The 22,585-nt window shown below is 72.5% G+C and carries 25 protein-coding genes; 13 read left to right on the forward strand and 12 right to left on the reverse strand.

From position 1 onward, the window contains the following. Window positions 1–5: 5 nt before the first annotated feature. On the forward strand, window positions 6–1,157 hold the full coding sequence (locus tag ABZ193_RS09670; RefSeq protein ID WP_354709542.1) for a GAF domain-containing sensor histidine kinase: 1,152 nt from the start codon (window positions 6–8) through the stop codon (window positions 1,155–1,157). Here the strand turns inward: ABZ193_RS09670 and ABZ193_RS09675 are convergent. Then, a complete protein-coding gene (locus tag ABZ193_RS09675) occupies window positions 1,085–1,885 on the reverse strand; it encodes a DUF1932 domain-containing protein (RefSeq protein WP_354709544.1) in 801 nt (266 codons plus the stop codon). The genes ABZ193_RS09670 and ABZ193_RS09675 overlap by 73 nt on opposite strands. Before the next feature lie 84 nt (window positions 1,886–1,969). Here ABZ193_RS09675 and ABZ193_RS09680 point away from each other — a divergent pair, with 84 nt between their 5' ends. Then, on the forward strand, window positions 1,970–2,614 hold the full coding sequence (locus ABZ193_RS09680; protein WP_020416394.1) for a GntR family transcriptional regulator: 645 nt from the start codon (window positions 1,970–1,972) through the stop codon (window positions 2,612–2,614). 42 nt (window positions 2,615–2,656) lie between these two features. Here ABZ193_RS09680 and ABZ193_RS09685 read toward each other — a convergent pair whose 3' ends face one another. Continuing rightward, entirely contained in the window at window positions 2,657–3,142 is a 486-nt protein-coding gene (locus ABZ193_RS09685) for a MarR family transcriptional regulator (protein WP_354709545.1), read from the reverse strand. Between the two features lie 44 nt (window positions 3,143–3,186). Between ABZ193_RS09685 and ABZ193_RS09690 the strand changes: the two genes are divergently transcribed. Next, window positions 3,187–4,242 carry an FUSC family protein gene (locus ABZ193_RS09690; protein ID WP_237337493.1) on the forward strand — a complete coding sequence of 352 codons (1,056 nt, stop codon included), beginning with the start codon at window positions 3,187–3,189 and terminating at the stop codon, window positions 4,240–4,242. Window position 4,243: 1 nt separating this feature from the next. Here the strand turns inward: ABZ193_RS09690 and ABZ193_RS09695 are convergent, their stop codons facing one another. The 4 genes from ABZ193_RS09695 to ABZ193_RS09710 are packed head-to-tail and all read right to left on the reverse strand — an operon-like array spanning window position 4,244 to window position 7,483. Then, the gene (locus ABZ193_RS09695) at window positions 4,244–4,870 is read right to left on the reverse strand and encodes a response regulator transcription factor (RefSeq protein WP_017986145.1); all 627 of its coding nucleotides are present in this window, start codon (window positions 4,868–4,870) and stop codon (window positions 4,244–4,246) included. Between the two features lie 14 nt (window positions 4,871–4,884). Beyond that, complete coding sequence (locus tag ABZ193_RS09700; protein WP_237337494.1) at window positions 4,885–5,319, reverse strand: YdeI/OmpD-associated family protein; 435 nt, start codon at window positions 5,317–5,319, stop codon at window positions 4,885–4,887. Beyond that, window positions 5,316–6,716, reverse strand: a complete 1,401-nt coding sequence (locus ABZ193_RS09705) for a carboxylesterase family protein (RefSeq protein ID WP_354709546.1) — start codon at window positions 6,714–6,716, stop codon at window positions 5,316–5,318. The genes ABZ193_RS09700 and ABZ193_RS09705 overlap by 4 nt, the downstream gene beginning before the upstream one ends. A gap of 32 nt (window positions 6,717–6,748) precedes the next feature. After that, on the reverse strand, window positions 6,749–7,483 hold the full coding sequence (locus ABZ193_RS09710) for an excalibur calcium-binding domain-containing protein (protein WP_237337496.1): 735 nt from the start codon (window positions 7,481–7,483) through the stop codon (window positions 6,749–6,751). A 191-nt stretch (window positions 7,484–7,674) separates the two neighbouring features. Between ABZ193_RS09710 and ABZ193_RS09715 the strand changes: the two genes are divergently transcribed. After that, complete coding sequence (locus ABZ193_RS09715) at window positions 7,675–9,204, forward strand: 3'-5' exonuclease (RefSeq protein ID WP_354709547.1); 1,530 nt, start codon at window positions 7,675–7,677, stop codon at window positions 9,202–9,204. Here ABZ193_RS09715 and ABZ193_RS09720 read toward each other — a convergent pair. After that, window positions 9,174–11,045: a DNA/RNA helicase domain-containing protein gene (locus tag ABZ193_RS09720; protein ID WP_354709548.1), complete on the reverse strand. Its 1,872-nt coding sequence runs from the start codon at window positions 11,043–11,045 to the stop codon at window positions 9,174–9,176. The two genes, ABZ193_RS09715 and ABZ193_RS09720, sit on opposite strands and share 31 nt — an antisense overlap. A 93-nt stretch (window positions 11,046–11,138) precedes the next feature. Beyond that, window positions 11,139–11,462: a nucleotide pyrophosphohydrolase gene (locus tag ABZ193_RS09725; protein WP_237337499.1), complete on the reverse strand. Its 324-nt coding sequence runs from the start codon at window positions 11,460–11,462 to the stop codon at window positions 11,139–11,141. Between the two features lie 145 nt (window positions 11,463–11,607). Between ABZ193_RS09725 and ABZ193_RS09730 the strand changes: the two genes are divergently transcribed. From ABZ193_RS09730 to ABZ193_RS09755, 6 genes are all read left to right on the forward strand, one after another. After that, window positions 11,608–11,865, forward strand: a complete 258-nt coding sequence (locus tag ABZ193_RS09730) for a hypothetical protein (RefSeq protein ID WP_235716050.1) — start codon at window positions 11,608–11,610, stop codon at window positions 11,863–11,865. A 75-nt stretch (window positions 11,866–11,940) separates the two neighbouring features. After that, the gene (locus tag ABZ193_RS09735; RefSeq protein ID WP_354709549.1) at window positions 11,941–12,984 is read left to right on the forward strand and encodes a hypothetical protein; all 1,044 of its coding nucleotides are present in this window, start codon (window positions 11,941–11,943) and stop codon (window positions 12,982–12,984) included. Then, on the forward strand, window positions 12,981–14,144 hold the full coding sequence (locus ABZ193_RS09740; protein WP_237337501.1) for a hypothetical protein: 1,164 nt from the start codon (window positions 12,981–12,983) through the stop codon (window positions 14,142–14,144). Before ABZ193_RS09735 ends, ABZ193_RS09740 begins: the two co-directional genes overlap by 4 nt. A 6-nt stretch (window positions 14,145–14,150) precedes the next feature. Then, window positions 14,151–15,176: a hypothetical protein gene (locus tag ABZ193_RS09745; RefSeq protein WP_237337502.1), complete on the forward strand. Its 1,026-nt coding sequence runs from the start codon at window positions 14,151–14,153 to the stop codon at window positions 15,174–15,176. Between the two features lie 51 nt (window positions 15,177–15,227). Further along, window positions 15,228–16,700, forward strand: coding sequence for a hypothetical protein (locus ABZ193_RS09750; RefSeq protein ID WP_354709550.1), 1,473 nt, complete (start codon window positions 15,228–15,230; stop codon window positions 16,698–16,700). A gap of 10 nt (window positions 16,701–16,710) precedes the next feature. Further along, window positions 16,711–17,547 (forward strand): SDR family NAD(P)-dependent oxidoreductase, encoded by an 837-nt coding sequence (locus ABZ193_RS09755; protein ID WP_354709552.1) that lies wholly within the window; start codon window positions 16,711–16,713, stop codon window positions 17,545–17,547. On the opposite strand, the gene ABZ193_RS09760 is transcribed toward ABZ193_RS09755, so the two are convergent. The 3 genes from ABZ193_RS09760 to ABZ193_RS09770 all read right to left on the reverse strand — a co-directional run bounded on the left by ABZ193_RS09760 (window position 17,544) and on the right by ABZ193_RS09770 (window position 19,753). Next, entirely contained in the window at window positions 17,544–17,714 is a 171-nt protein-coding gene (locus ABZ193_RS09760) for a hypothetical protein (protein ID WP_020416408.1), read from the reverse strand. The genes ABZ193_RS09755 and ABZ193_RS09760 overlap by 4 nt on opposite strands. A 127-nt stretch (window positions 17,715–17,841) precedes the next feature. Further along, a complete protein-coding gene (gene coaA, locus ABZ193_RS09765; protein ID WP_017986156.1) occupies window positions 17,842–18,774 on the reverse strand; it encodes a type I pantothenate kinase in 933 nt (310 codons plus the stop codon). A 364-nt stretch (window positions 18,775–19,138) separates the two neighbouring features. Continuing rightward, a complete protein-coding gene (locus ABZ193_RS09770) occupies window positions 19,139–19,753 on the reverse strand; it encodes a macro domain-containing protein (protein ID WP_027935612.1) in 615 nt (204 codons plus the stop codon). Between the two features lie 97 nt (window positions 19,754–19,850). Between ABZ193_RS09770 and pheA the strand changes: the two genes are divergently transcribed. The 3 genes from pheA to ABZ193_RS09785 all read left to right on the forward strand — a co-directional run bounded on the left by pheA (window position 19,851) and on the right by ABZ193_RS09785 (window position 22,171). Continuing rightward, window positions 19,851–20,765 (forward strand): prephenate dehydratase, encoded by a 915-nt coding sequence (gene pheA / locus ABZ193_RS09775; protein WP_020416411.1) that lies wholly within the window; start codon window positions 19,851–19,853, stop codon window positions 20,763–20,765. Further along, a complete protein-coding gene (locus tag ABZ193_RS09780; protein ID WP_020416412.1) occupies window positions 20,762–21,379 on the forward strand; it encodes a histidine phosphatase family protein in 618 nt (205 codons plus the stop codon). Before pheA ends, ABZ193_RS09780 begins: the two co-directional genes overlap by 4 nt. A 153-nt stretch (window positions 21,380–21,532) precedes the next feature. After that, window positions 21,533–22,171, forward strand: a complete 639-nt coding sequence (locus tag ABZ193_RS09785; protein WP_039791165.1) for a DUF4232 domain-containing protein — start codon at window positions 21,533–21,535, stop codon at window positions 22,169–22,171. On the opposite strand, the gene ABZ193_RS09790 is transcribed toward ABZ193_RS09785, so the two are convergent. Further along, complete coding sequence (locus ABZ193_RS09790; RefSeq protein ID WP_020416414.1) at window positions 22,172–22,576, reverse strand: hypothetical protein; 405 nt, start codon at window positions 22,574–22,576, stop codon at window positions 22,172–22,174. Window positions 22,577–22,585 lie beyond the last annotated feature (9 nt).

The following is a 22,585-nucleotide window of genomic DNA, read 5'->3' on the forward strand; positions in this document are numbered from 1 at the left end:
TGCTCATGGAACCCACCCTCGCCGCCCGCGCGTTGTCCGCGGCCACGGAGATCACCACCGCCGCCCTGTCCGGCGGCGACCCCGACGCGGTCCTCGATTCGGTGGTGCACAAGGCCGCCGAGCTCGCCGGGGCCGATCTGTGCCTGGTGATGGTCCGCGCGGACGACGGCAAGGTGTCCGTCGAGGCCGCCCACGGCAGCCACCACGAGGACCCGCGCGGCGTCGTGCTGCCCGCCGAATCCGCGGCGGGGCAGGTCGCCCGCGGCGGTGTCACGGTGGTGGCCGACGACATGACCACCGACCCGCGCACGGCACCGTACGTGCCGTCCGAGCTGCGCCGCTTCGGCCCGTTCGCGGCCGCGCCGTTCGGCTCCGGCGGCCGGGTGCTCGGCGCGCTGGCGGTGTACCGGGAGCGGTCCGGGCGGCCGTTCGACGAGGCGACGGTCGAGGTGCTGACCGCGTTCGCTGCGCAGGTCGGCGTCGTGCTGGCGCTGGCCGAGGCCGCCAACGACCGGCACCGGATCACTCTCTACCAGGAGCGCGAGCGCATCGCCCGCGAGCTGCACGACGTGATCGTGCAGCGGTTGTACGCGGCGGGCATGCAGCTGGACCGGGTGCGCCGCCGCATGCGCAAGCGGTTCGCCTCGACCGACGCGACCCGGCTCGGCGAGGCGATCGACCAGCTCGACCAGACCATCGAGGAGATCCGGCACACCGTGCGCGAGCTGCGGTCGCCGGAACCGGAGACGGCGGAGAAACCCGCGGCCACCGACCTGGCCGAGTCGGCGCGCGCGGAGGTGCGGATCGCGGGGGAGCTGCTCGGGTTCCCGCCCACGCTGGAGCTGTCCGGCGAGCTGGCCGACATCCCGGCCGAGCGGGCCGACCACATCCGGGCGGCGCTGCGCGAGGCACTGTCCAATGTGGTCCGCCACTCCGGGGCCAGCGAGACCAGGGTGACGCTGGTGCGCGACCACGACGGCGTGAAGCTGCGGGTCCGCGACAACGGCGCCGGCGTGCCGCAGGACGTGCAGACCCGCGGCCTGCGGCACCTGGAGGAACGCGCCAAGCGCGCGGGCGGGAAGTTCTACCTCAACTCCTCGCCCAGCCTGGGCACGCTGGTGGCGTTCGAGCTGCCGCTGGACAAGCGCGCCAGCTGATCACGCGACGCCGCCGCCACGTCGGCCGCGACGCCCAGCTCGCCCAGCATCTCCGCGGCGGCGGCCATTTCGGCGGTGCGGCGTTTCGCGTGCTTGACGCTGCCGGTCACCAGCCGCTCCACAGTGGACTCGTCGGCGCGGGTCAGCTCCTCGACGATCACCCCGTGCAGCCAGTCCTGGACCCCCGCCGCGCGGGCGGCTTCCAGCGCCTCGACCACGGCGGCGGACATGCCCTTGAAGAACACGCTCCGCAGCAGCTTCCGTTCCGCGGCCACGCCGGCTTCGCCGGGCAGCACCTCGACCGTCGCCCCCAGCGCGCCGAGCAGCTTCGACACCGCCTCGGCAGCCGGACCGCTCGCGAGCATCGGCACCCGCAGGCCGCGGCCGGGGACCGGAGCCATGATCGCGACGTCGGCGAAGTCGATGGCGGCTTCGGCGGCGATCGCGGCGAGCTCGCGCTTCTTGCCGGGCGAGGCGGTGTTCAGGTCCGCCCAGACGCCGCTGACCTTCGGCAGACCGGCCCGCAGCGCGTCGACGGCAGCGGCCGAGCTGTTCACGCTGAGCACCAGGTCCGCGCCCTCGGCGGCGTCGGACTCGGAGTCGAACCCGGACGGCACCACCGGGTCGTAGCCGCGCACGACGGCGCCGGCCGCGCGCAGGTCGCGGGCGAATTCACTGCCCGCTTCCCCGAGGCCGAGAATGGCGACGACGGGTGGCTCATCGGACATTGCGGACTCCTCCTCGACACCGACTACCATCCGAGTAGACGATGTGCTCGACAAAATTGTCAACAAAGCGTGTGGGGAGCGGGCGTGGGAGAGCGGGCCGAGATCGAGAAGCCGGTGGTGGACGCCATCCGGGAGGCGATCATCCGCGGCGAGTTCGTGCCGAACCAGCGGCTGGTCGAGGCCGACCTGTCCGCCCAGTTCGCCGCGAGCCGCGCCAACGTCCGCATCGCGCTGCTCGAACTCGCCAACGAGGGCCTGGTCGAGCGGGTGCAGAACCGCGGCGCGCGGGTCCGGGCGGTGTCGCTGGAGGAGGCCATCGAGATCTCCGAGGTGCGCATGGTCGTGGAGAGCCTGTGCGCGGAGAAGGCCGCCGAGCGCATCAGCGACGAGGAGATCGGCGAGCTGAAGGCCCTCGGCAAGGCGATGCGCAAGGCCGTGGCGTCCGGGGACGTCATGGGGTACTCGGGGCTGAACCAGGAGCTGCACCGCCGGGTGCGGGAAATTTCGGGTCAGCACACGGCGGGCCAGGTGTTGGAGCGGCTGCGCGCGCAGAGCGTCCGGCACCAGTTCCGGCTGGCCATGCGCCCTGGCCGGCCGTCGGTGTCGCTGCCCGAGCACCTGGCGATCATCGACGCCATCTGCGCCCACGACGCGGCCGCGGCCGCCGCGGCGATCCGGCAGCACCTGAGCAGCGTGATCGAGGCGCTGCGGGAAGCCGAGCAGGCCTGAGGCGTGATCGCGGCGCCGCGGGACTCCGAGCAGGCTTGAGCCTCAGCTGACGCCTTCGACGGTTTCCAGCATCACCTTGAGCAGCCGGGCCAGTTCTTCCTGCTGCTCCGGCTGCAGGTTGGCCAGCGCGGCCTTTTCGCCTTCGAGGTGGGTGGGCAGCAGTTCGTCGATCAGCTGGACGCCCAGCTCGGTCAGCCGGACCTGCACCACGCGCCGGTCGCGTTCGCTCGCCGTCCGCGACACCAGGCCCAGCCGTTCCAGGCGGTCGAGCCGCTTGGTGATCGCGGCGCCCGAGGACAGCATCTCGCGGCTGATCTGGCCCGGGTTGAGCACCTCGTTGCGCCGCAGCGCGCACAGCACGTCGAACTCGGCGCGGTTCAGGTCGTTGGCCAGCAGGAGGTCGTCGGTCGCGCGGCGGATCAGCGACGCGAGCCGCAGCACCCGGCCGACGACCGCCATCCCGGTCGTGTCGAGGCCGGGGTGCACGTCCAGCCACTGGCGCCGCACTCTGTCGACGAGATCACTCACCGCTGAGCTCCTTCGTACACGAATCGTTCGGTAGTATTTTACTCGTGAATGATTTCGGCCGCCACGACCTGTTCCGCGCACTCTCGCCGCGCGGCTGGTGGCGCCTGCGCCCAGTCGACCGGGCGCTGGTGTCCGCGTTACGGGCCATGACCGGGGCGAACATAGTCCTGGTCGCGGTTGTGATCGCAGGGCACACCGAGCTGGCGCCCGCCGCGGCGTTCGGCGGGATGACCGCGGTGCACGCCCGGTTCGAGCCGTACCCGGTGAGGGCCCGGCTGCTCGCCGTGATCGGCGCAGGTCTGACGCTCGCGGTCGGCCTCGGCGGGGCGGCGTCGGCCGCCGGGTGGGGTCCGCTGCCGATCGCGATCCTGGTCGCGGCGGTCGCCGCGGTGGCGAAACTGGTCACGGACGGTATCCGGTCGGGCCCGCCCGGCGGGCTCATGTTCGTCTTCGCCGCGGGCACCACGTCGGCGTTCCCGGTCAGCTGGCCGGGTGTCGCCGCGCAGGTCGGCGCCGCGGCCGCGGGGGCGCTCGTCGCGTGGGTGGTCGCGCTGTCCGGGTGGCTGTTCTTCGACCACGACGGCGACCGGACGACGTCGTGGCGCGCGGGCTTGCGGGCCGCGGTGGACCGCTCGTCGCACGAATGGCCGCGCGCGGTGAAGGTGTTCGCCGCGGTGCTGGCGGCCGGTCTGCTCGCACACGCGCTCGGGCTCGGGCACCCGTACTGGGCGACGGTCGCGGCGGCCGCGGTGCTGCAGGCCACCCACCTGCAGCACACGATGCACCGGTTCGTGCAGCGCGTCACGGGCACGGTCGCCGGCGTCCTGGTGGCCGCGCTGCTGCTGACGCTGGACCTGCCGCAGCCGGTGAAGCTCGCGGTGATCGTCGTCGCGCTGCTCGGCGCGGAGCTGACCGTCATCCGCAACTACGCGCTCGCGATGGTGTTCGTGACGCCGCTGGTGCTGCTGCTCGGCTCGATGTCGGCGCCGGTCGACACGGTCGCCGTCACCGCGGACCGGCTGGTGGACACGGTGCTCGGCGCGGCGATCGGACTGGCCGCCGCACTGGTCCGGCCCGGTCGCGGCTACCAGCTGGCCTGAACTACTTGGCGCGCCGCGCCACCCACGCCACCGCCTGTGTGCGGCGCTGCATGCCCAGCTTCGACAGCACCGACGTGACGTGGTTCTTCACGGTCTTCTCGGCGAGGAACAGGCGCTCGGCGATCTCCCGGTTGGACAGGCCCTCGCCGATCAGCTCCAGCACCGTGCGCTCCCGGTCGGTGAGGCTCGCCAGCTCGTCCTCGGCGGGGTGGCGCAGCTTGTCCAGCACGCGGGCGGTGGTGACCGGGTCGAGCAGCGACCGGCCCGCGGCGACCTCGCGCACGGCGTTGACGACGTCCTGCCCGCGGACCTGTTTCAGCAGGTAGCCGGATGCGCCGGCCATGATCGCACCGACCATGGCCTCCTCGTCGTCGAACGCGGTGAGGACCAGGCAGTACGGCGGGTTCGGCCGCGCCCGCAGCTCCCGGCACAGCGCGACGCCGTCGCCGTCCCCGAGCCGCACGTCGACGACGGCGACGTCCGGCTCCACGTGCATCGCGACGGCGAGGGCCTCGTCGGCGCTCCCCGCCTCGGCGACCACCTCGATGTCCGGTTCGTCGCTCAGCATTTCCCGCAGGCCGCGCCGCACGACCTCGTGATCGTCGACGAGCAGCACCTCGATGGCCATACCACCGAGCCTAGTCAGCCGGAGAGTTCTTCGACCGCCTTCGCGATGCGGCGCTGCCGGGTCGCGTCGGTCTTGGCGTCCTCGATGGCGAGCGTGTACCGGCGCTGCTGGCTGTAGGAGAGCTTGTCGAAGGCCGCCCGCGCCCCGGCGGCTTCGAGCGCCTCGGCGAGGTCCGCGGGCACCTCCACGACGCGGGGTTCGGTGTCCACGGCGAGCTCGACCTCGACCTCGTCGCCCGCGGTCAGTCCCGCGGCCGCCCGGACCTCGGCGCTGACCGGCAGCATCGCCCTGCCGTCCATGCTGCCGACGCTGGTCCGGTACTCGTAGCCGTTGAGCCGGGCCCGGACCTTCGGCCGTCTGCCCGCGTTCAGGCCGTCCAGCACGTCGGACGGGACCTCGATCCCCGTCGCGGTCTTCTTGCTCTGCTCGAGCGTCGCCTGGAACTTCATGCCGCCGCCTCCCAGATCCGCCGGGACGCGGCTATCGGGTCGCTGGTGACCGAGACCGGGACGTCCCAGATCCGGGTGATCCGGTTGTCCTTGTCGTACTCCGGCCAGCCCGGGTCGCCGGTCGTGGCGAACGAGACCCACGCCTTGCGGATCTCCTGGGACAGCGTGTCGGCCTCGGGCGGGGCCGGGTTGCCCAGCAGCATCTCCGCGAGCGGGCCGGTGTAGTTGCCGAACGTGAGCTGCACGTCGAGCGCGTGGCAGGAGCGCAGGAGCCCGCCGAACGCGGGCGAGCGCCAGGTCAGCTCGTAGCACCAGCTGCGGCCGGGGTGGTTCTGCGCGGACCACAGCGACGGCAGGCGGAAGGTGCGGTCGGACAGGATGAGGACGTGCAGGTCGGCGTCGGAGATGCCGGGGTGGGCGGCCCGGTACTCGGCGACGGCGCCGGCGGGCAGGCCGACGGCGTCGGCGGTCGCGGCCGGGTCCACGCCGGAGAGGTCCTGGCCCGCGACGAAGAGGGTGAACTCGTCGTGGTTGAAGCCGGCGATCAGGTCGACCTCGGCGCGCAGGTTGTGCCAGGGCAGGCCGGTGAGCAGGTCACCGTCCACGACCGGCCCGAACGGCGTGATCTCGCCGGGCGCCATCTGCACGGCGTGGATGGCCTCGGACGGCACCTGCGCGAAGCCCTCGAGCGTGGCGGGGACGCCGAGGGCCGCCGCGATGCGCTCGGTGGTGCGCCGGACGCGGTTCTCGGAGAGGAACCCGTGCGCGACGCTCTGCCCGATGGCGCGGCGGAACAGACCGCGCCCGGCGTCCGAGGCGGTCAGCGCCGCGACCGACGTGCCACCGGCGGACTCGCCGAAGATCGTCACGTTGTCCGGGTCGCCACCGAAGTCGGCGATGTTCTCCTGGACCCAGCGCAGGGCCGCGAGCTGGTCCAGGAAGGCCCGGTTGGCGGGCGCCCCGGGCAGCCAGCCGAACCCCTCCAGCCCGACGCGGTAGTTGAAGGTCACGACGACGACCCCGGCACGGGCGAGGTTGGCGCCGTCGTACTCGGGCTGCCGCGCGGTCCCGATCAGGTAGGCGCCGCCGTAGATCCAGACCATGACGGGCAGACCGCTGCCGCCGGCGTCCGGAGTCCACACGTTGACGCTCAGGGAGTCGTCCCCTTCGTCCGGCCGCCAAGCCGACGGCATGCCGGGAAAGAGCGACCCCTGCGGCGGCGAGGCCGAAAAGCGGACCGCATCACGCGTCCCGTCCCACGGCTCCGGCTCGGCGGGCGCCTGGAACCTCGCGGGACCGGTCAACGGCCCGGCGAACGGAATGCCCTTGAAGGAGCTGACCACCCCGTCAGCCACGCCACGAACGGCACCGGAACGCGTCTGCACGATGGGATCCACCGGTCGTGGATATCACACGTTCTGCGACGAAGTCACTCGCAAGCGGTTCCGTCGCCGTCGCGGTCCAGCCCCGAGCGGTAGCCGGGGTCGCCGCGGTGAAGGGGAGCCGCGCCCGCGGCCCGCGCTTCCGAGCAGTTGGCGTAGTAGGCGCTGGAGACGTCCGGTTCCTCGGTTGGCTTCTGCGTGCTGGGCTTCGGCGCCGCGGGTTTGGGGGTGCTGGCGGGAGCGGGTGGAACGGTGACCGGCGGCGGCGCGACCGGCGGTGTGGTGGGGCTGCCGTTGCAAGGCGGTCCCCACAATCCTGCCTTCGCCGTGCTGGCCGCGCTTTCCGCGGACCGCAGGACGTTCGCGTAGGAGTCGGTGACCGCATCCGCGACGAAACGCGCGTAACCACCCTGCAGGGCGGCGACCGCGTAGTCCGTTCCATCGGCGAGCAGGACGTGCGCCAGCGTCCGCCCAGCCTCCTCGGTGACCGACTGCAAGCTCACTTCCTTGCCGACCAGAAATGCGGTGGCCCAGCTCGCGGTCTCCGTTCCGTAACAATCCGCGGCCGGCTGGATTCCGGGGACGTAAACGGTTTTCGAGATTCCCGCGGTATCGCTTACCACGATGCTAGATCCGGTCACCCGCGTGACCCGGAGAACGGGCTCCACGGGCGGACTGCTGCTGGTGGTGGCCACGGTGGTGGTAGTCGGCGCGGGCTGCGCGACCGGTTTCTCCGTGGGCTTTCCGAACACCGCGCCGAGCACGAAGAGCACCGCGAACACGGCTAGAACGATCTTGATCCAGGTGGGCACTCGCCGTTTCGGCGTGGCGGGAACATCGGGCACGGCTCTTTTCTCGCTGCGCGTCCCGAATGCGTTACAGAACCGCCGATGATCACGATTGTGTTTCACCAGGAACGTTTTCGCGCCCGCCGCGATGGACTACGCGTCAATCCTCGACCAGGGAAGCCGGAATGCTCATCGACATCATCCCCATGTCCGGTTCCGGCCGATTTCCGGCCGTCGGCACCGAGTTCACCGCGATCGACTTCGAGACGACCGGCCTGCAGCCCGGCCGGATCATCGAGGTCGCGGCCGTGCGCGTGCGCGCCGACGGCACAGTGCTGGGCGAGTTCTCGACCCTGGTCGATCCCGGGCCGGGAGTCGACTCGGGGCCCGCGCGGGTCCACGGCATCACGCGGGCGCAGCTGGACTCCGCGCCCGCGCTCGGCCAGATCGCGGGGCACCTGCTCGACCTGTGCCAGGGCAGCGTGCTCGTCGGCCACAACCTGGCGTTCGAGCAGGGTTTCCTGGCCGCGGAGCTGGAGCGGATCGGTCTGCGGCTCCCCACGTTGCCGGGCGTGTGCACGCTGGCTGCCGCGCGCACCGCCCTCCGGTTGCCGAACTACCGGCTGGCCACTGTCGCGGAAGCGCTCGGCCTCGGCGGGTTCCCCGCGCACCAGGCGGCTCCCGACGCGCGGGCCTGCGCGCAGGTCCTCGCGGCACTGGTGAGCACGCACGGCCTGGCCTTCGAGCGCCGGTTCGACCTGCCGCGGTTGCCGCGCCTGGCGGTCACCGGTCGCGTGGTGAGCCGTCCCGAGCCCGCCCGCGCGACCGCCGGGACGTGGCTCTCCGGCCTGGTCGACCGGATCGAGTCGGCGGACACGCCGTACGCGGACCTGCTCGCCGACGCGCTCGCCGACCACCACCTGTCCGACGCCGAAGCCGCCGACCTGGCCGCGCTGGCCACGGCGGCCGGCATGTCCTCGTCGGACGTGCACCGGGCGCACCTGAACTTCGTCGCCGCGATGCGGGCGGTGGCCGAGTCCGACGGCATCGTCACCGACGACGAGGAACGCGAGCTGCGGCACGTGGCCGAGGCGCTGGGCGTGCCCGAGGCGCTGCGGGACCTCCGCCGGGCGCCGTCCGCGGACCGGACGCGGGTGCTCGTCCTCGGACGCACCGCTGCCGCCGACGCGCTGCGCGCCGCGGTGCTCGCGGCTCGGATCCCGCTCGCCAAGAACCTCACCGCGTCGGTGACGCACCTCGCGGTCGCGGACGACGTGCCCGCCGCCGAACCGCGGCTGGCGCGGGCGCGGGAACTCGGTGCCGCCGTGCTCGACCTGCCTGCCGCGTGGCAGTCGCTGGGCCTGGTCCCGGTGCAGCCGCGGACGGCGCCCGCACCGCCGGTCGCCGTCGCGCCCCCACCGCCGGTCGCCGTCCCGCCGCAGCCGACTGCGGTGCTGCCTCCGACGCCCGTGCCCGCCTGGCCACGACCGGCCGCCACACTCCCGCCGGTTCCGCGGGACCGCCAGTGGATCGCCTGGATCACGATGGGCACGGGCCTCGTCCTGATGTTCCTGACGGTGATCGCCCTGTTCGGCGGCGCCGGGCTGGCCGCGGGCGTCCCGCTCGGCGCGATCGGCGTCGGTCTCCTGCTCGGCGGCTGGACCGTGGGCGACCCCAAGAGCCGCTACCCGGCCATCTCCTCGAGGAAGGCCTGAGTCTCCGGGTCCGTCGAGTACACGCAGGTCCCCCGCATCCCGCGGGTCAGCAGCACCTTGTACGTGTTCCGCACGAGCCGGCCGAACTCCAGGTCGTCGGCCTTCTTGGCGTCCGGGTCGTGGGAGTGCTCCCGGCGCGCGACCCAGCGTCCGTCGCGGCGGACGAGGTCCGGGCCGAAGATCACGCCGGACCAGTCGTACTCGAAGCCCTGCGCCGTGTAGATGCAGCCGACCTGCCCGAAGCCGCGCTCGTCGGAGGCCCAGTAGTACGACTCGGGCACGTCCGGGACCCGCTGTTTCGGCTTGGCGTTCCACGGACGGCGCCAATCCCCGATGACGACGTCGTCCACGAGCCGCTTGCCGTCGGGGGTGGACGCGGGGTCGCTCCACCGCCAGCAGTAGCCCGCCGACAGCCGGCCGGTGCCGCCGTGGGTCTCCATCCGCTGCCGCAGCCAGGCGTCCAGCGCGTCCGGCGTCGCGGCGCTGGCCACCACGAAGTCGTCGCCCAGCTTGCTCCACGGCACGGGCGGCAGCCGGTCGAGACCGAGCAGCCGGGCCACCCAGCTGTCGAACGCGTCCGACCCGCCGCACCGGAACTGCCCGGACAGGCGCACGACCTCCAGGCGGCAGCCCAGCGACTCGGCCGCCGCGGAGATCTCCGCGAGGGAACCCATTTCGCCGGGCCGCACGGTCTGGTTCTCGTCGAGCAGGAACACCGGCACCGACGCCACTTCGATCAGCTCGTCGACCTGCCGCCCGGCCTTCGCGCGCTGGTCGCGCTTCGTGTAGCGGTTGACGCTGGTCTCGCGGATGCGGTGCGCCTCGTCGCAGATCAGCACGTCCAGCTCGCGGGGCGGCGAGTCGATGTAGTTGTTGAAGTACTTGAACAGGGTCTGCACGCGCCGGTTCCGCGCCCCCGCCACCTTGCGCATCGTGTTGGTGAACGCGCTGGACCCGGTCGCGTGGTGCACCCGCCGTCCGCGGCGGGCGAGTTCACCGAGCAGGCTCAGCGCGATCACGCTCTTGCCCGAGCCGGGACCGCCCAGCACGACCACGACCGTCCGCGTCGCCGCCGCCCTGGCCCGCTCGACCGCCTGCATCACCACCTCGACCGCGACCTGCTGCTCGTCCAGGAGCACGAACTGCTCCCGCTCCTGGATCTCCCGCGCGGCGAGGTCCAGCAGCGGCTTGGTCGGCGCGTGCTCGAAGCCGAGGAACTCGTCGGCCGAGCGCCGGGCCGCGTCCCGGCCGGCGGCGGGGTCGAGCAGCGACCGCAGGCGGTCGGCGAGCTTCGCCTTGTCGTCCTTGGTGAACAGCGTGCCGAACTCGCTGGGCTGGTACTGCCGCAACGACGAAATGCCGGCGGCGTCGGCGTTGTGCAGGTACGCGACCCCGTGCACCGCGTTCGGCCGGTCGGCGAGCGCCGGGGTCGAGTCGACCAGGTACTCGCAGTACCGCCGGACCTGCTCGACCGGGTGCAGCACCGGATCGGGGCGGGAGGCGATCCGCACGAGGTCCGCCGCCAGCAGTTCGGCCTTCGACCACTGCTTCAGCTCGACCAGGACGTAGCTGGCCTCGCCGGTGCGCGGGTGCAGGCCGCAGAGCACCGCGTCGACGCGCTTCGGGCTGTGCGGCAGCTTGTGCTCCAGCAGCACCTCGACCTCACCGAGCCCGGCGTCGACGAGGTCGGCCAGGAACGGTCGCAGGCTGCGCTCCCAGGAGTCGATCTCGCTCTGGCCGGGGCGGTGGCCCCACTGGTGCCTGGCCTGCTCCGTCAACGTCGTGGCCAACTGACCGGCCTCCGCGAGAAGGTGCTCGGCGCTGTGCCGGACAAGAGCCACTTCGTTTCCCCCACTGGGCACGCGTCATCCACGTGCGGGTGGGGGCAGCGACGAAGTGGCTACTTCGGTGCCCGTCGGGCCGCGGGTGCCAGGTTAGTCGAAACGATCAACGGGGAACCGCGACTCGTTGCGGTTCACCTTTGCTTCGGCGGCTTCCAGGAGGTCCACGCCGAGCACGTCGGCCAGCCGGGCGAGGTAGATGGTCACGTCGGCCAGTTCGTCGAGCACCGCGGCGCGGGTGGCCGGGTCGTCGAGCACCGAGGCGGACTCCGCGGGCGTCAGCCACTGGAACAGCGCCGTCAGCTCGCCCACCTCCCCGGACAGCGCCATCACCAGGTTCTTCGGCGTGTGGAACCGTTCCCAGTCCCGGGCGGCGGCGAACTCGGCCAGCCGCCGTTGCAGATCGTCGAGCGTCACAGGGCGCAGTATCCGGTGCCGCACGACCCGATCGGGTTGCGGTATCACTGTGGGTATGTCGCCGATCCCCGAGCTCCAGCAACGCCAGATCGATCGCTGGTGTGAGCGGCGGGTTCCGGCTGGTCAGCGCGGTGAGTACAGCGTGATGTCCCGCTGGCGCGGGCGCATCGTGACCCTCGTCGAGCGGCGCGCCGAATGGGCCAGCGGCGGTGCGGCCGAACGGCCGTTCGCGCAGCTCCGCTACGGCCTCGACGAGATGTGGTCGCTCTACTACCTCGCCGACGCGGGACGCTGGCGCCCGTACCCGCGCAGCGTCCCGGAGATCTCGCCCGTCCCCCTCCTGGACGACCTCGATCGTGGCGCGGAGACCGGTTACTTCTTCCAGTGGCTCAGCCCCTGCTGATGCTCACGCAGCGTCAGAGAAGACGACGCTGTTGGGTGACGGTCTCCTTCCATCGGGTGCGGCAGGATTGTCCGCATGACCTCGGCCCCGGATCTGCGTGCCTACCTGCGCACTCTCGACGCGGAGACGCTGGCCGAACTCCTCCTCGAACAGGCGGACCGTGACCCGCGGTTACGACACGAGCTGGAGTTGCGCGCCGTCGCGCACGGCACCGTCGGTCCGGTTCTGGACACTCTGCAACGACTCCTCGACGCCGGCACCCAGGCCGACCTGACCCCGCTGGCCCGCCGGATGGCCGACACCGGAGCCACCGGCGCCGAGCTGCGCCGCGCGATCGGCCTCTACGCCCGCGCCTGCGCCGTCCACCCACCCGACCCGCGCGAGCTGGCCGACTGGATCCTGGAAACGCAGCTCGACCGGCCCGGCTGGCCCGAGATCAACCTCGCCGACTTCGCCGCCGCGCTCGGCGACGAAGGCTTCACGCACCTCAAGGCCGCGCTCGGCGAGGCCCCGGAGAACGACGCCACCCGCCGCCTGACCGAGCAGCTCGCCGAGGTCACCGGCGACGTCGACACCCTCCTCGCGATCCTGTCCGCCCAGCCGCCCACCCCGGCCACCACGCTGCGCATCGTCCGCCTGCTGCGCTCCGCGGGCCGCCACGGCGAGGCCATCGCCCACGCCGCCCGCACCGTCGTGCACCCGCGCGAGGGCGTGCTCGCCCTGCGCCGCGCCGAGTTCCGCCGCCACCCGTCGCCGGACACCTACCGCGCGCTGCGGGCCGCCGCCGAGGAGCTCGGCCGCTGGCCCGAGGAGCGCGAGCAGGCGTTGTCCCGCCTCGCCGAACACGACCCGGCCGAGGCGATCCCGGTCTACCGCCTGCACGTCGACGAGCTGATCCAGCTCAAGGACCCGGACGGCTACCGCGAGGCGGCCCAGCGGCTGCGTGAGCTGCGGGCCCTGCACAAACGCGCGGACCGGGTGCCGGAGTTCGGCGAGTACCTGGCCGGTCTGGTCGAGACGCACAAGCGCAAGACCCGCCTCCTCGTCGAGGTCCGCAACGCCCGCATCGCGCTGCCCAGGGTGGTCTCCGGCCGCGGAGCTGCCACCATGGGCGCATGAGCCCGGTCAGCCGGAAGCGAAAGCCCGCGAAGAAGAAGTCCGCCGTCTCCGATGAGCGGCGGCAGCTGCTCAAGACTGTGCTCGCCGACGCGGAGGACGCGTTGGCCGAGCGCGACCCGGTCGAGGTCGAGCTGATGGCCTCGACGATCCTCGGCGACCTGTGGCACCCGTCCGACGAAGGCCGCGACGTCGTGCTGCCGCTGATCGACGACGCCGCCCGCCGCCCGAGCCCGGCCGCCCGCGCGCTGCTGCGGATGCTGCAGCACCTGGCCCTCACCGAGGAGCAGCGCGACCGGGCCGCGGAGGCGGCCGACGCGTTCTCCGCCATGCCCGAACCGCCCTGGGACCTGGGCGACCTCACTGTCACCGAGTGCTGGCAGCAGGCCGACGTGTACGGCGACGGGGCCACCCTGCTGCTGTGTGCGGCCCGGGCCGGTCACGCGCACGGGCTCGTCGCCGAGGTCGAGCTGAGCGGCGGCGGCCTGGGCGACGTCTACCTCACCGACCAGGTGGGCGACCTGGTGGACAGCATGCGCGCGGGCGAGGAGGCCAGCGAGGTCTTCGTGACCGAGCGGATCCCGCTGCCGAAGGCACGCCGGATCCTGGAAGACGCGGTCGCGGTCAACGACAGCGCCGCGGCCCTGCTGCCGGACGTGATCGCCGAGGACCCGCTCACCCCGCTGCGCGCGCTGGTCGCCGCCCGGCTGCGCGCCATGCCGCCGGCCGAGCCGCCCGTGGAACCGCCGACGTTCACCGAGCAGGAGCGGGACGAGCTGGTGCGCGCCTTCCTCGCCGAGGCCGACGGCGTCCGCGACGACCGCTGGTTCACCGACTGCGTCCGGTTCGTCGTGGACTACGGCTGCGACGACGACTTCGGCCGCCCGCTGCGGGTGGGCCCCGGCAAGTTCGACCTCCTCCTGGAGGACGTCCTCAACACCGAGGGCTTCCCCGAGGAGTTCCTGGCGACCCTGCCGGAGGTCCTGCCGCCGTGGGGCCGCTGGGCCGGCGAGCGCTCCGGGCTGCGGCCCGCCGCGATCGAGCGGCTGCTGGAGGAGCTGGACGAGATCACCGAGGAGTTCCGCGACCTGCTCGCCGAGGAAGACGCGGATTTCGATCATGAAACAGGCGGTGCCGCGCCGATCGCGCTGCGACGCGAGTAGGCCAGGATGTGCGGGGTGACGGATCTCCGCGCCTACCTGTCCTCCCTCGACTCCGAGACGCTGGCCGGACTGCTCCACGAACAGGCCGAACGCGATCCGGAACTGCGACGGTCGCTCGAACTGCGGGCCGCGGCGCCGGAGCCGCAGGCCGAGGTCGCGAAGATCGGCCCGGTGCTGGACACCGTGCAGCGGCTGCTCGACTCCGGCACCCGCGCCGACGTCGCCCCGCTGGCCCGCCGCACCGTCGAGCGCATCTGCCGGGACGAGGGCGACGGCGCCGAGCTGCGGCGCGCCCTCGGCCTCTACGCGCGGGCGTGCGCGGCCCGGCCGCCGGACCCCGTCGAGCTGGCCGACTGGCTCGCCGGCATCGCGTTCGACGGGCGCACCGAGATCGACCTGGCCCAGTTCGCCGTCCCGCTCGGCGAGACCGGGCTGGCCCAGCTGCGGTCCCACGTCGACCGGGCCGGCCGCGACCGGGCGAAGCGGCCGGTCGCCGAGCGGCTGCACGAGCAACTGGTGGAGATCTCCGGCGACGTCGACGGCCTGGTCGCGATCCTGTCCAAGCAGCTGCCGACCATGGAGGCGAGCCTGCGGATCGTGCGCGTGCTGCGGGCCGCGGGCCGCACGAGCGAGGCGATCACCTACGCGGCGCGGGCGCTGAAGCAGGACCCGGCGGCCACCGAGCTCGCCGACGACGTGCTGGGCCTGCGGCGCGCGGAGTTCGACCGCGAGCCGACTGTCGCGAACGCCGACGCGCTGATCGAGGCGCTGGTCGCGGCAGGCCGCGAGGACGAGGCCGCGGAGCTGCTGGAGGTCCACCGGGCCCACGTGGAGGAGCTGATCGGCAGCCGGACCGTCGAGCACTACCGCGAGGCGGCGCGCGCCCTGCGCCGGCTGCGCAAGCTGTACCGGACGGTCGGCCGCGGGGCGGACTTCGCGCCCTATCTGGCCGAACTGGTCGGCAGGCACAAGCGGAAGGTCCGGTTGATCACCGAAATCCGGAACGCCCGGATCGCGCTGCCCAAGGAGTGAAACGCCGATCCCGCGCGTCGGCCCGGGCGCGGCTGGTGCGAACATGAGCGCATGACCGAGGTGCCGCAGCCGGAGACCGCATTCGACGAGGTTCTGAACGCCTTCGCCGAACTGGGGAACGACGCCGATCCGACCCGCGTCGAGCTGGTCACCTCGGAGATCCTCGGCGAGTGGTGGGAGGCCGACGACGACCTCGCGGCCGGCCTGATCGACCTCGCCGCGAGCACCGCCGAGCCGGAGCGCCTGGTGGCGCCGCTCGCCGCGCTGCGGGTCCTGGCCGCGGACGAGGACCAGCGCGAGGCCGCGGGCCTGGCGCTGGAAAAGTTCGGGCTGCCCGAGCCGGCCTGGGCGGCGAAGCTGAACCAGGTCACGCCCGGCGCCTGCTGGCGCGCCACCGACGTCTACGGCGACGAGAGCTCGGTGCTGGTGTCGTTCGGCGACCACGGGCTGGTCGTGTCGATCAACTACGGCAGCTTCGGCGGCTGGGTCACCGACGCCGCGATCGTCGAGTCGCCGCAGGACGTGCTGGCCGAGCTGCGGGCGGTCGGCGAGTCCGCGGAGATCAGCCCCGAGCAGGCCCACGAGGTGATCGCGGACGCCTTCGCGGGCACCGAGTGGCAGGCCGAGCCCGAGGTGGGCGAGGACTTCGTCCGGTTCCGCGCGCTCGCACTGGCCCGGCTGCGCGCGTTGCCGGAGCCGGCGGAGGTCGCGGAGCCGGAGCCGCTGTCGGTCGAGGAGCAGGCCGAGGTCATCGACTCGTTCTTCGCCGCGGCCGGGAACGAGGTCGGCGACACCGAGGACGCCCGCGTGGTCGCGTTGCGGCTGATCGAGTTCGGCCTGGAGCACGACGCGCGGCGCCCGCTGCGGGTCGGCCCGGCCAAGCTGGAGTCCTTTGTGGACTTCGTGGACGACGGGCAGATCGAGCTGACCGAGGAGCAGGACGCGGCGATGGCCGCGCTGCTGCCGGTGTGGGCGCGCGTGTTCGGCGAGCGCCAGAGCCTGCCCGAGGACGCGCTGACCGCGCTGGTCGAGGCGGTCGAGGACCGGCTGGACGACCGCGAGCCGGAGGAGGAGTCCGCATTGGACGCCTACCTGGCCGGCTCGGAGGACCTGACTCCGGAGGACGTGCAGGACCTGCTGGAACGCCGCCAGTTCGCGCTGCCGTCGCTGACGGTCGAGACCGAGGACGACGAGGTCGAGCTCGACCCGTCCGACCCCGAGCAGCGCCGGATGCTGGTGCTGAGCGAGTTCGCGGCCGAGTTCGAGGACGACGACGAGTCCGAGCTGCGGGCGGTGGCGCTGACGACGGTGGTCGACCAGCTGTGGGACGGCGAGCCCGCCGAGACCTGGATCGCCGCCCAGCGCCTGACCGAGTCGGGCCTGGAGCGCGACGAGGTGCTGGCCGAGCTGACGGCGGTCCTGGAGGAGCACCTCACCCAGGACGAGGACGGCGAGCTGGAGTTCGACCTCGACGACTACGTCGCCGCCCTCGACGAGCTGGACCCGGGCTCGGCGGACGAGTGAGGCAGCGGTAGTGACCCGGACCGTCGCGATCACCGGCGCCACCGACGGCCTCGGCCGGGCCCTCGCGGTGCGTCTCGCCGCCGAAGACGTCCGTCTCGTCCTGCACGGTCGTGACCCCGGCAAACTCGACCGGATCGCCGCGGAGGTGCGCGCCGCCGGGGCCCCCGCGCCGGTCACAGTGACCGCCGACCTGTCCGAACTCGCCCAGGTTGCCCGGCTGGCAGGCACGATCGCGGACGAAGCCGGCCGGCTCGACGTGCTCGTCAACAACGCCGGCATCGGGTCCGGCGAGCCGGACGGCCGCGAGCGCCGCACCAGCCGGGACGGCCACGAGCTGCGCTTCGCGGTGAACTACCTGGCGACCTTCGTGCTCACCGAGAACCTGATCCCGCTGCTGCGGGCCTCGGCGACCGCGGACCACGCCGCCCGCGTCGTCCACGTCGCGTCACTGGGCCAGCACCCGCTCGACTTCGACGACCTCATGATCGAGCGGGACTACTCGGGTACGCGTGCGTACGGGCAGAGCAAGCTCGCGCAGATCATGCACTGCCTCGACCTCGCCGGGCGGTTCGCGCCCGCCGAGCTGACCGCGACCAGCCTGCACCCGGGCACCTACATGCCGACCAAGATCGTCCTGTCCGAGATCGGCTTCAGCTCCGACACCCTGGACACCGGGGTGGCGGCCACCCGCAGGCTGGCGGTCGCTCCGGAGGTCGAGGGCGTGACTGGCCAGTTCTTCGACCGGGACCGGCCGGCCCGGGCGAACGAACAGGCCTACGACGAAGCGGCGAGGGCGACGCTGCGCGCCCGCAGCCTCGCTCTCGCGGGCGCGCACCTCACCGGCTAGGGCACGGCGGTCGTCGGGCTGTCCACGGCCACGGGGTCGAGCGGGCGCTTGCGGCGGCGGTCGGCGAGAGCGTCTTCGAAATCGAGGACGAACGCACCGAAGGCCATCACCAGCAGCACCGTGATACCGAGCACGGCGCCGATCCACGTGAAGATGATCGCGAACATCGGCGTGCCTCCTCCCTGGTCAGGGCGCATTTCCTGCACTCCAGGGTGAGCTTTGCGAGGTGCCGGCGGTATCGGCCAACCGGTTACCGCTCGGTCGCCGGGGTCAGCCGTTCGGCCGAGGCCGCGCCTACAGTTTGCGCAGGCGCACCCGGTTGATGCTGTGGTCCGGGTCCTTCCGGAGCACCAGCGTCGCGCGGGGGCGCGTCGGCAGGATGTTCTCCACCAGGTTCGGCTCGTTGATAGTGCGCCACAGGTGCCGCGCCTCGGCGCGGGCCTCGACGTCGTCCAGCGTGGCGAAGTGGTGGAAGTGCGAGGCCGGGTCGGCGAACGCCGTGCTGCGCAGCTTCAGGAACCGCTCCACGTACCAGCGCTCGATGTCCTCGATGTGCGCGTCCACGTAGATGGAGAAGTCGAACAGGTCCGACACCGTCAGGCTCGGGCCGGGCTGCAGCACGTTCAGGCCCTCGATGATGAGGATGTCCGGCCGGTTCACGACCTGCTCCTCGCCGGGCAGGATGTCGTAGGCGAGGTGCGAGTACACCGGCGCGCTGACCGACTCGGCGCCGGACTTGACGTCGGAGACGAAGCGCAGCAGCGCGCGGCGGTCGTAGCTCTCCGGGAAGCCCTTGCGGTGCATGATGCCACGGCGGACCAGCTCGGCCTTCGGGTAGAGGAACCCGTCGGTGGTGACCAGGTCGACGCGCGGGTGGTCGGGCCAGCGGGCGAGCAGGGTGCGCAGGATGCGTGCGGTGGTCGACTTGCCGACCGCGACGCTGCCGGCGATGCCGATCACGAACGGCACCTTCGTGCCGCGGCAATCCTCGCCGAGGAAGGTCGTGGTGGCTTCGTAGAGACGTTGACGCGCCGCGACCTGCAGGTTGATCATCCGCGACAGCGGCAGGTAGACCTCGGCGACCTCGGTCAGATCGATCTGCTCCCCGAGCCCCCGCAGACCGCGCAGCTCCTCGGCAGTCAGCGGCAACGGGGTGCTGCGACGCAGCTCCCGCCACTGCTCCCGGTGGAGCTCGACGTACGGGCTGAGCTCACGTACCCGTGGCATTCCCACACTCCTTGCCCGTCGGTGGGCTGGGCTGGCGTCGACATCTCCGGTAACGCAGGTTCAACGGTAGGTCTTACGGCGCGTAAATGCGCTGTGACCTTCTACACGCACCCCGGAAAGCGCCGCTGACCAGCGCGGGAGTGTTAGGGCGTGTCCGGAAGGGGCTTGCGTGGCGGTGCGGGTGGCGGCCCCTCCCGCCAGCCCGCCACCACCCTCAACGGACGCGCTTCGCGTGGCGGTCTCCATCTGCGTCACCCACCACCACCCTCAACGGACGCGCTCCGCGCGGCTCCGCCCGTTCAAACCCGCGGCGGCGCCAGGTGACGGCCCACCGCAAGCGGCTCCGCCGCTTGGGAAACAGAACCTAGTTGCGCCGGAAGACCTCGTCCCAGGCCGCCGCCACCTGGCGCGCGCAGGTCTCCGGGCTGACGCCGCCGACGCCGGTGCCGAGACCGGGCATCGCGATCGTCCCCACGACCGCGCGCACCGCCACGCCCTGCTCCAGCACGCCGTCGCGCCACTGCAGGAACACCGCCCGCGCCGCCAGGTACGGGTGGACCGTATCGGCGGGCAGTCGCTCGCCGGGTTCACGCATCGTCGGCGCGCTGATCAGCCACGCGGGCGCGGGCTCGCCGGTGGGGACCACGACCGCGCTGCCCACCGGCAGTTCGCCGCCGTGGTAGGCGAGGATCGTGCTGCGGACGTTCTGCTCGACGTTCGGGAAGGCGCGCGCGTAGACGGCGTCGATCCCGCCGCGCATCCAGCCGAACGAGTTCGCCGGGCTCACCACGGCGTCGGCGACGACGTCCAGCACCGAACCCTGGTGCACGCGCACCGATCCCGTCATGGTGTCCACAACGGAGCGCCACGCGCTGGCGAGTGGTTCGTCGACGGCACACAGCACCAGGGCGGGAGTCGAGGGAGCGACCTGGTCCTCCGTTCGGTTGCCGGTGGGTTGGGTGCCCGATTCGGCAGTCACCTCTACACCATGCCAAAAAACGCGACCCCGCGTAACCACGAGACGCACTCGAATGCCTGAACAGACCAAGTCCCGGCGCGGTGCGTAGCCTGTCCGCGTGTCACGGATCGCATATTTCGGGCCGGTCGGGACGTTCACCGAGCAGGCGGCGCGCACTTTCACGACGGCGGGGGACGAACTCGTCGCCGCCGAGACGATTCCGAAGGCGCTGGACGCCGTTCGGCGCGGTGAAGCGGATGCGGCGTGCGTGCCGGTCGAAAACTCAGTCGAGGGCGCGGTTCCCGCGACGCTGGACAGCCTCGCCGTCGGCGAGCCGTTGATCGGTGTTGCGGAAGCCTTGCTGCCAGTGCACTTCAGCGTCCTCACGCGGGACGACGTCGGCGAAATCCGTACTGTGGCGAGCCATCCGCACGCGCTCGCGCAGGTCCGGAAGTGGCTGGAGGACAACCTGCCCGGCGCCCGCGCGGTGGCGGCCGGCTCGACCGCGGCGGCCGCGGTCGCCGTGCAGGCAGGGGAGTTCGACGCCGCCGTGACCGCGCCGGTCGCCGTCGAGCACTACCCGCTGAAGGTGCTGGCGACGGAGGTCGCCGACGTCCGGGACGCCCGCACCCGGTTCCTGCTGATGCGGCGGCCCCCGGTGACGTTGCCGGAGCCGACCGGCGCCGACCGCACCTCGATCGTCGCCGCGGCCGCCAACCGCACCGGCGCGCTCGCCGAACTGCTCACCGAGCTCGCGACCCGCGGCATCAACCTGACCCGCCTGGACGCCCGCCCGAACAAGCAGAACTTCGGCGAGTACCGGTTCTTCATCGACTTCGAGGGACACGTCGCCGAGCCGCGCATCGCCGACGCGCTCGCCGCGCTGCGCCGCCGCTGCCGGGATGTCCGGTTCCTCGGCTCGTTCGCCCGGGCCGACGGGGTGACGGCGACCATCGAACCGGCCGCCCGCAACGAGGACTTCACCGACGCCGCGGACTGGGTCGCCGCGGTGCAGAGAGGGGAGCAGGCGTGAAGCTGTACCTGGTCCGGCACGGGCAGACCCCGGCCAACGTCGCGAAGAAGCTGGACACCGCGTTGCCCGGGCCGCCGCTCACCGAGCTGGGCCACGAGCAGGCGCGGCAGCTGGCCGAGAAGCTCTCGACCGAGCCGGTGGAGGCGGTCTACGCCTCGCACGCGATTCGCGCGCAGCAGACGGCGGCCCCGCTGGCCGAGGCACTGGGCATGACGGTGGAGCGGGTCGAGGGCGTGCACGAGATCGTCGTCGGCGACCTGGAGGGCCGCCACGACCGGGAGGCGATCGAGCACTACCTGACCGTGGTCAGCCACTGGACCCGCGGCGAGCTGCACGTCTCGATGCCCGGCGGGGAGACCGGCGAGCAGGCCAGGGCGCGGTTCACCGGCGCGATCGCCGGTCTCGCCGAGCGTCACGACCTCACCCGATCGGACGGTGTCGTGGTGCTGGTCTCGCACGGCGGGCTGATCCGCGTCGGCGCGGAGTGGCTGGCCCCGAATGTGCGGCCCGAGCTGGCCGATCAGGGCCTGATCCCGAACACCGGCATCGTCGAGCTGGAGATCGCCGCGGACGGTGGCTGGCAGTGCCTGAACTGGGTCGGTTTGCCCATGTAGGCGACTTCCCGGGCGGTGACGCAGGGTGGTTTGTTGTAGTTTCACCGCATGTCGCGATGGGTCGTCGGAAAATCGCGTGACACCACGCAACCCGGCGTGTGGACCGCACGTCTCCCGGGTAGTGCTCCGATCGGCACAGGGAGGGGAAAGATCGTGGTTCGAGGACATTTCCCGCGCATCGGGCTCGGTGTGGCGACGGCGGCACTGGCGGCCGTCCTGGCCGGATGCGGCACCGCGGGCACCGAGAACGCCCAGCCGCAGTCGGGGGCGCCGACGACGCCAGGCTCCACCTCGAGCAGCCCGTCCACGTCCGAGTCGTCGCCCGAACCGGACGCGGCGACCAGCACGAAGGCCGGCGAGACGCTGTGCAAGTCCAGCGACCTCAAGCTGACCCTCGGTCACGGTGACGCCGGCGCCGGCACGGTCTACCGGCCGCTGATCTTCACCAACGTGAGTGACCGTCCGTGTGTGATCCAGGGCTTCCCGGGCGTTTCGTACGTCGCCGGGGAGGACGGCCACCAGGTGGGCCCCGCGGCGGTCCGTCAGGGCGAGAAGGGCGGCGCGTTCACGCTGAACAACGGCGACACCGCCTACGCCGAGATCGGGTTCGTCAACGTGCAGAACTACGACACCGTGACGTGCCAGCCGCAGCCGGTGCGCGGCCTGCGGGTCTACCCGCCGCAGGAGACGGCGTCGATGTTCGTCGAGCTGCCCACCACGGGCTGCGCGAGCGAGAAGATCCCCGGTGACCAGCTCACCGTCCGGACGATCCAGAAGGGCAGCGGCGAGTAGCTAGACGGTGCCGCAGATCTCGCGGGCCTGGGCGAGGTGCCGCCGGCCGTTGGGGTCGGCGAAGTTGAGGCTCAGCGCCATCCGCCGCACGCCGTCGATGTGGTCGGCGAGGTCGTCGTAGGTCGAGCTGACCTCGGCGGCCGCCGAGGCCAGCGCGTCCGCCGCCATGATGTGCTGCAGCACGCCCGGTTCGAGGGTGCCCCGGCCGACGCGGCCCTCCGGCAGCGGCTCGGCCCTGGCCAGCGCGGCGCATGCGGCCTTCGCGTCCGCGGTCGGGCCGCTCACCGCGGTGGTCGACGCCCACAGCACGCCGATCATCCCGGCGCCGACCGCGAACCCGGCGACACCCGCCAGCACCAGCCGGCGCCGCGCCGCGACCGGCTCATCGGAGTCGCTGATCCGCATAGGACATTC

The sequence above is a fragment of the Amycolatopsis sp. NPDC006125 genome (assembly GCF_040614195.1).
Classification (GTDB): domain Bacteria; phylum Actinomycetota; class Actinomycetes; order Mycobacteriales; family Pseudonocardiaceae; genus Amycolatopsis_E; species Amycolatopsis_E tucumanensis.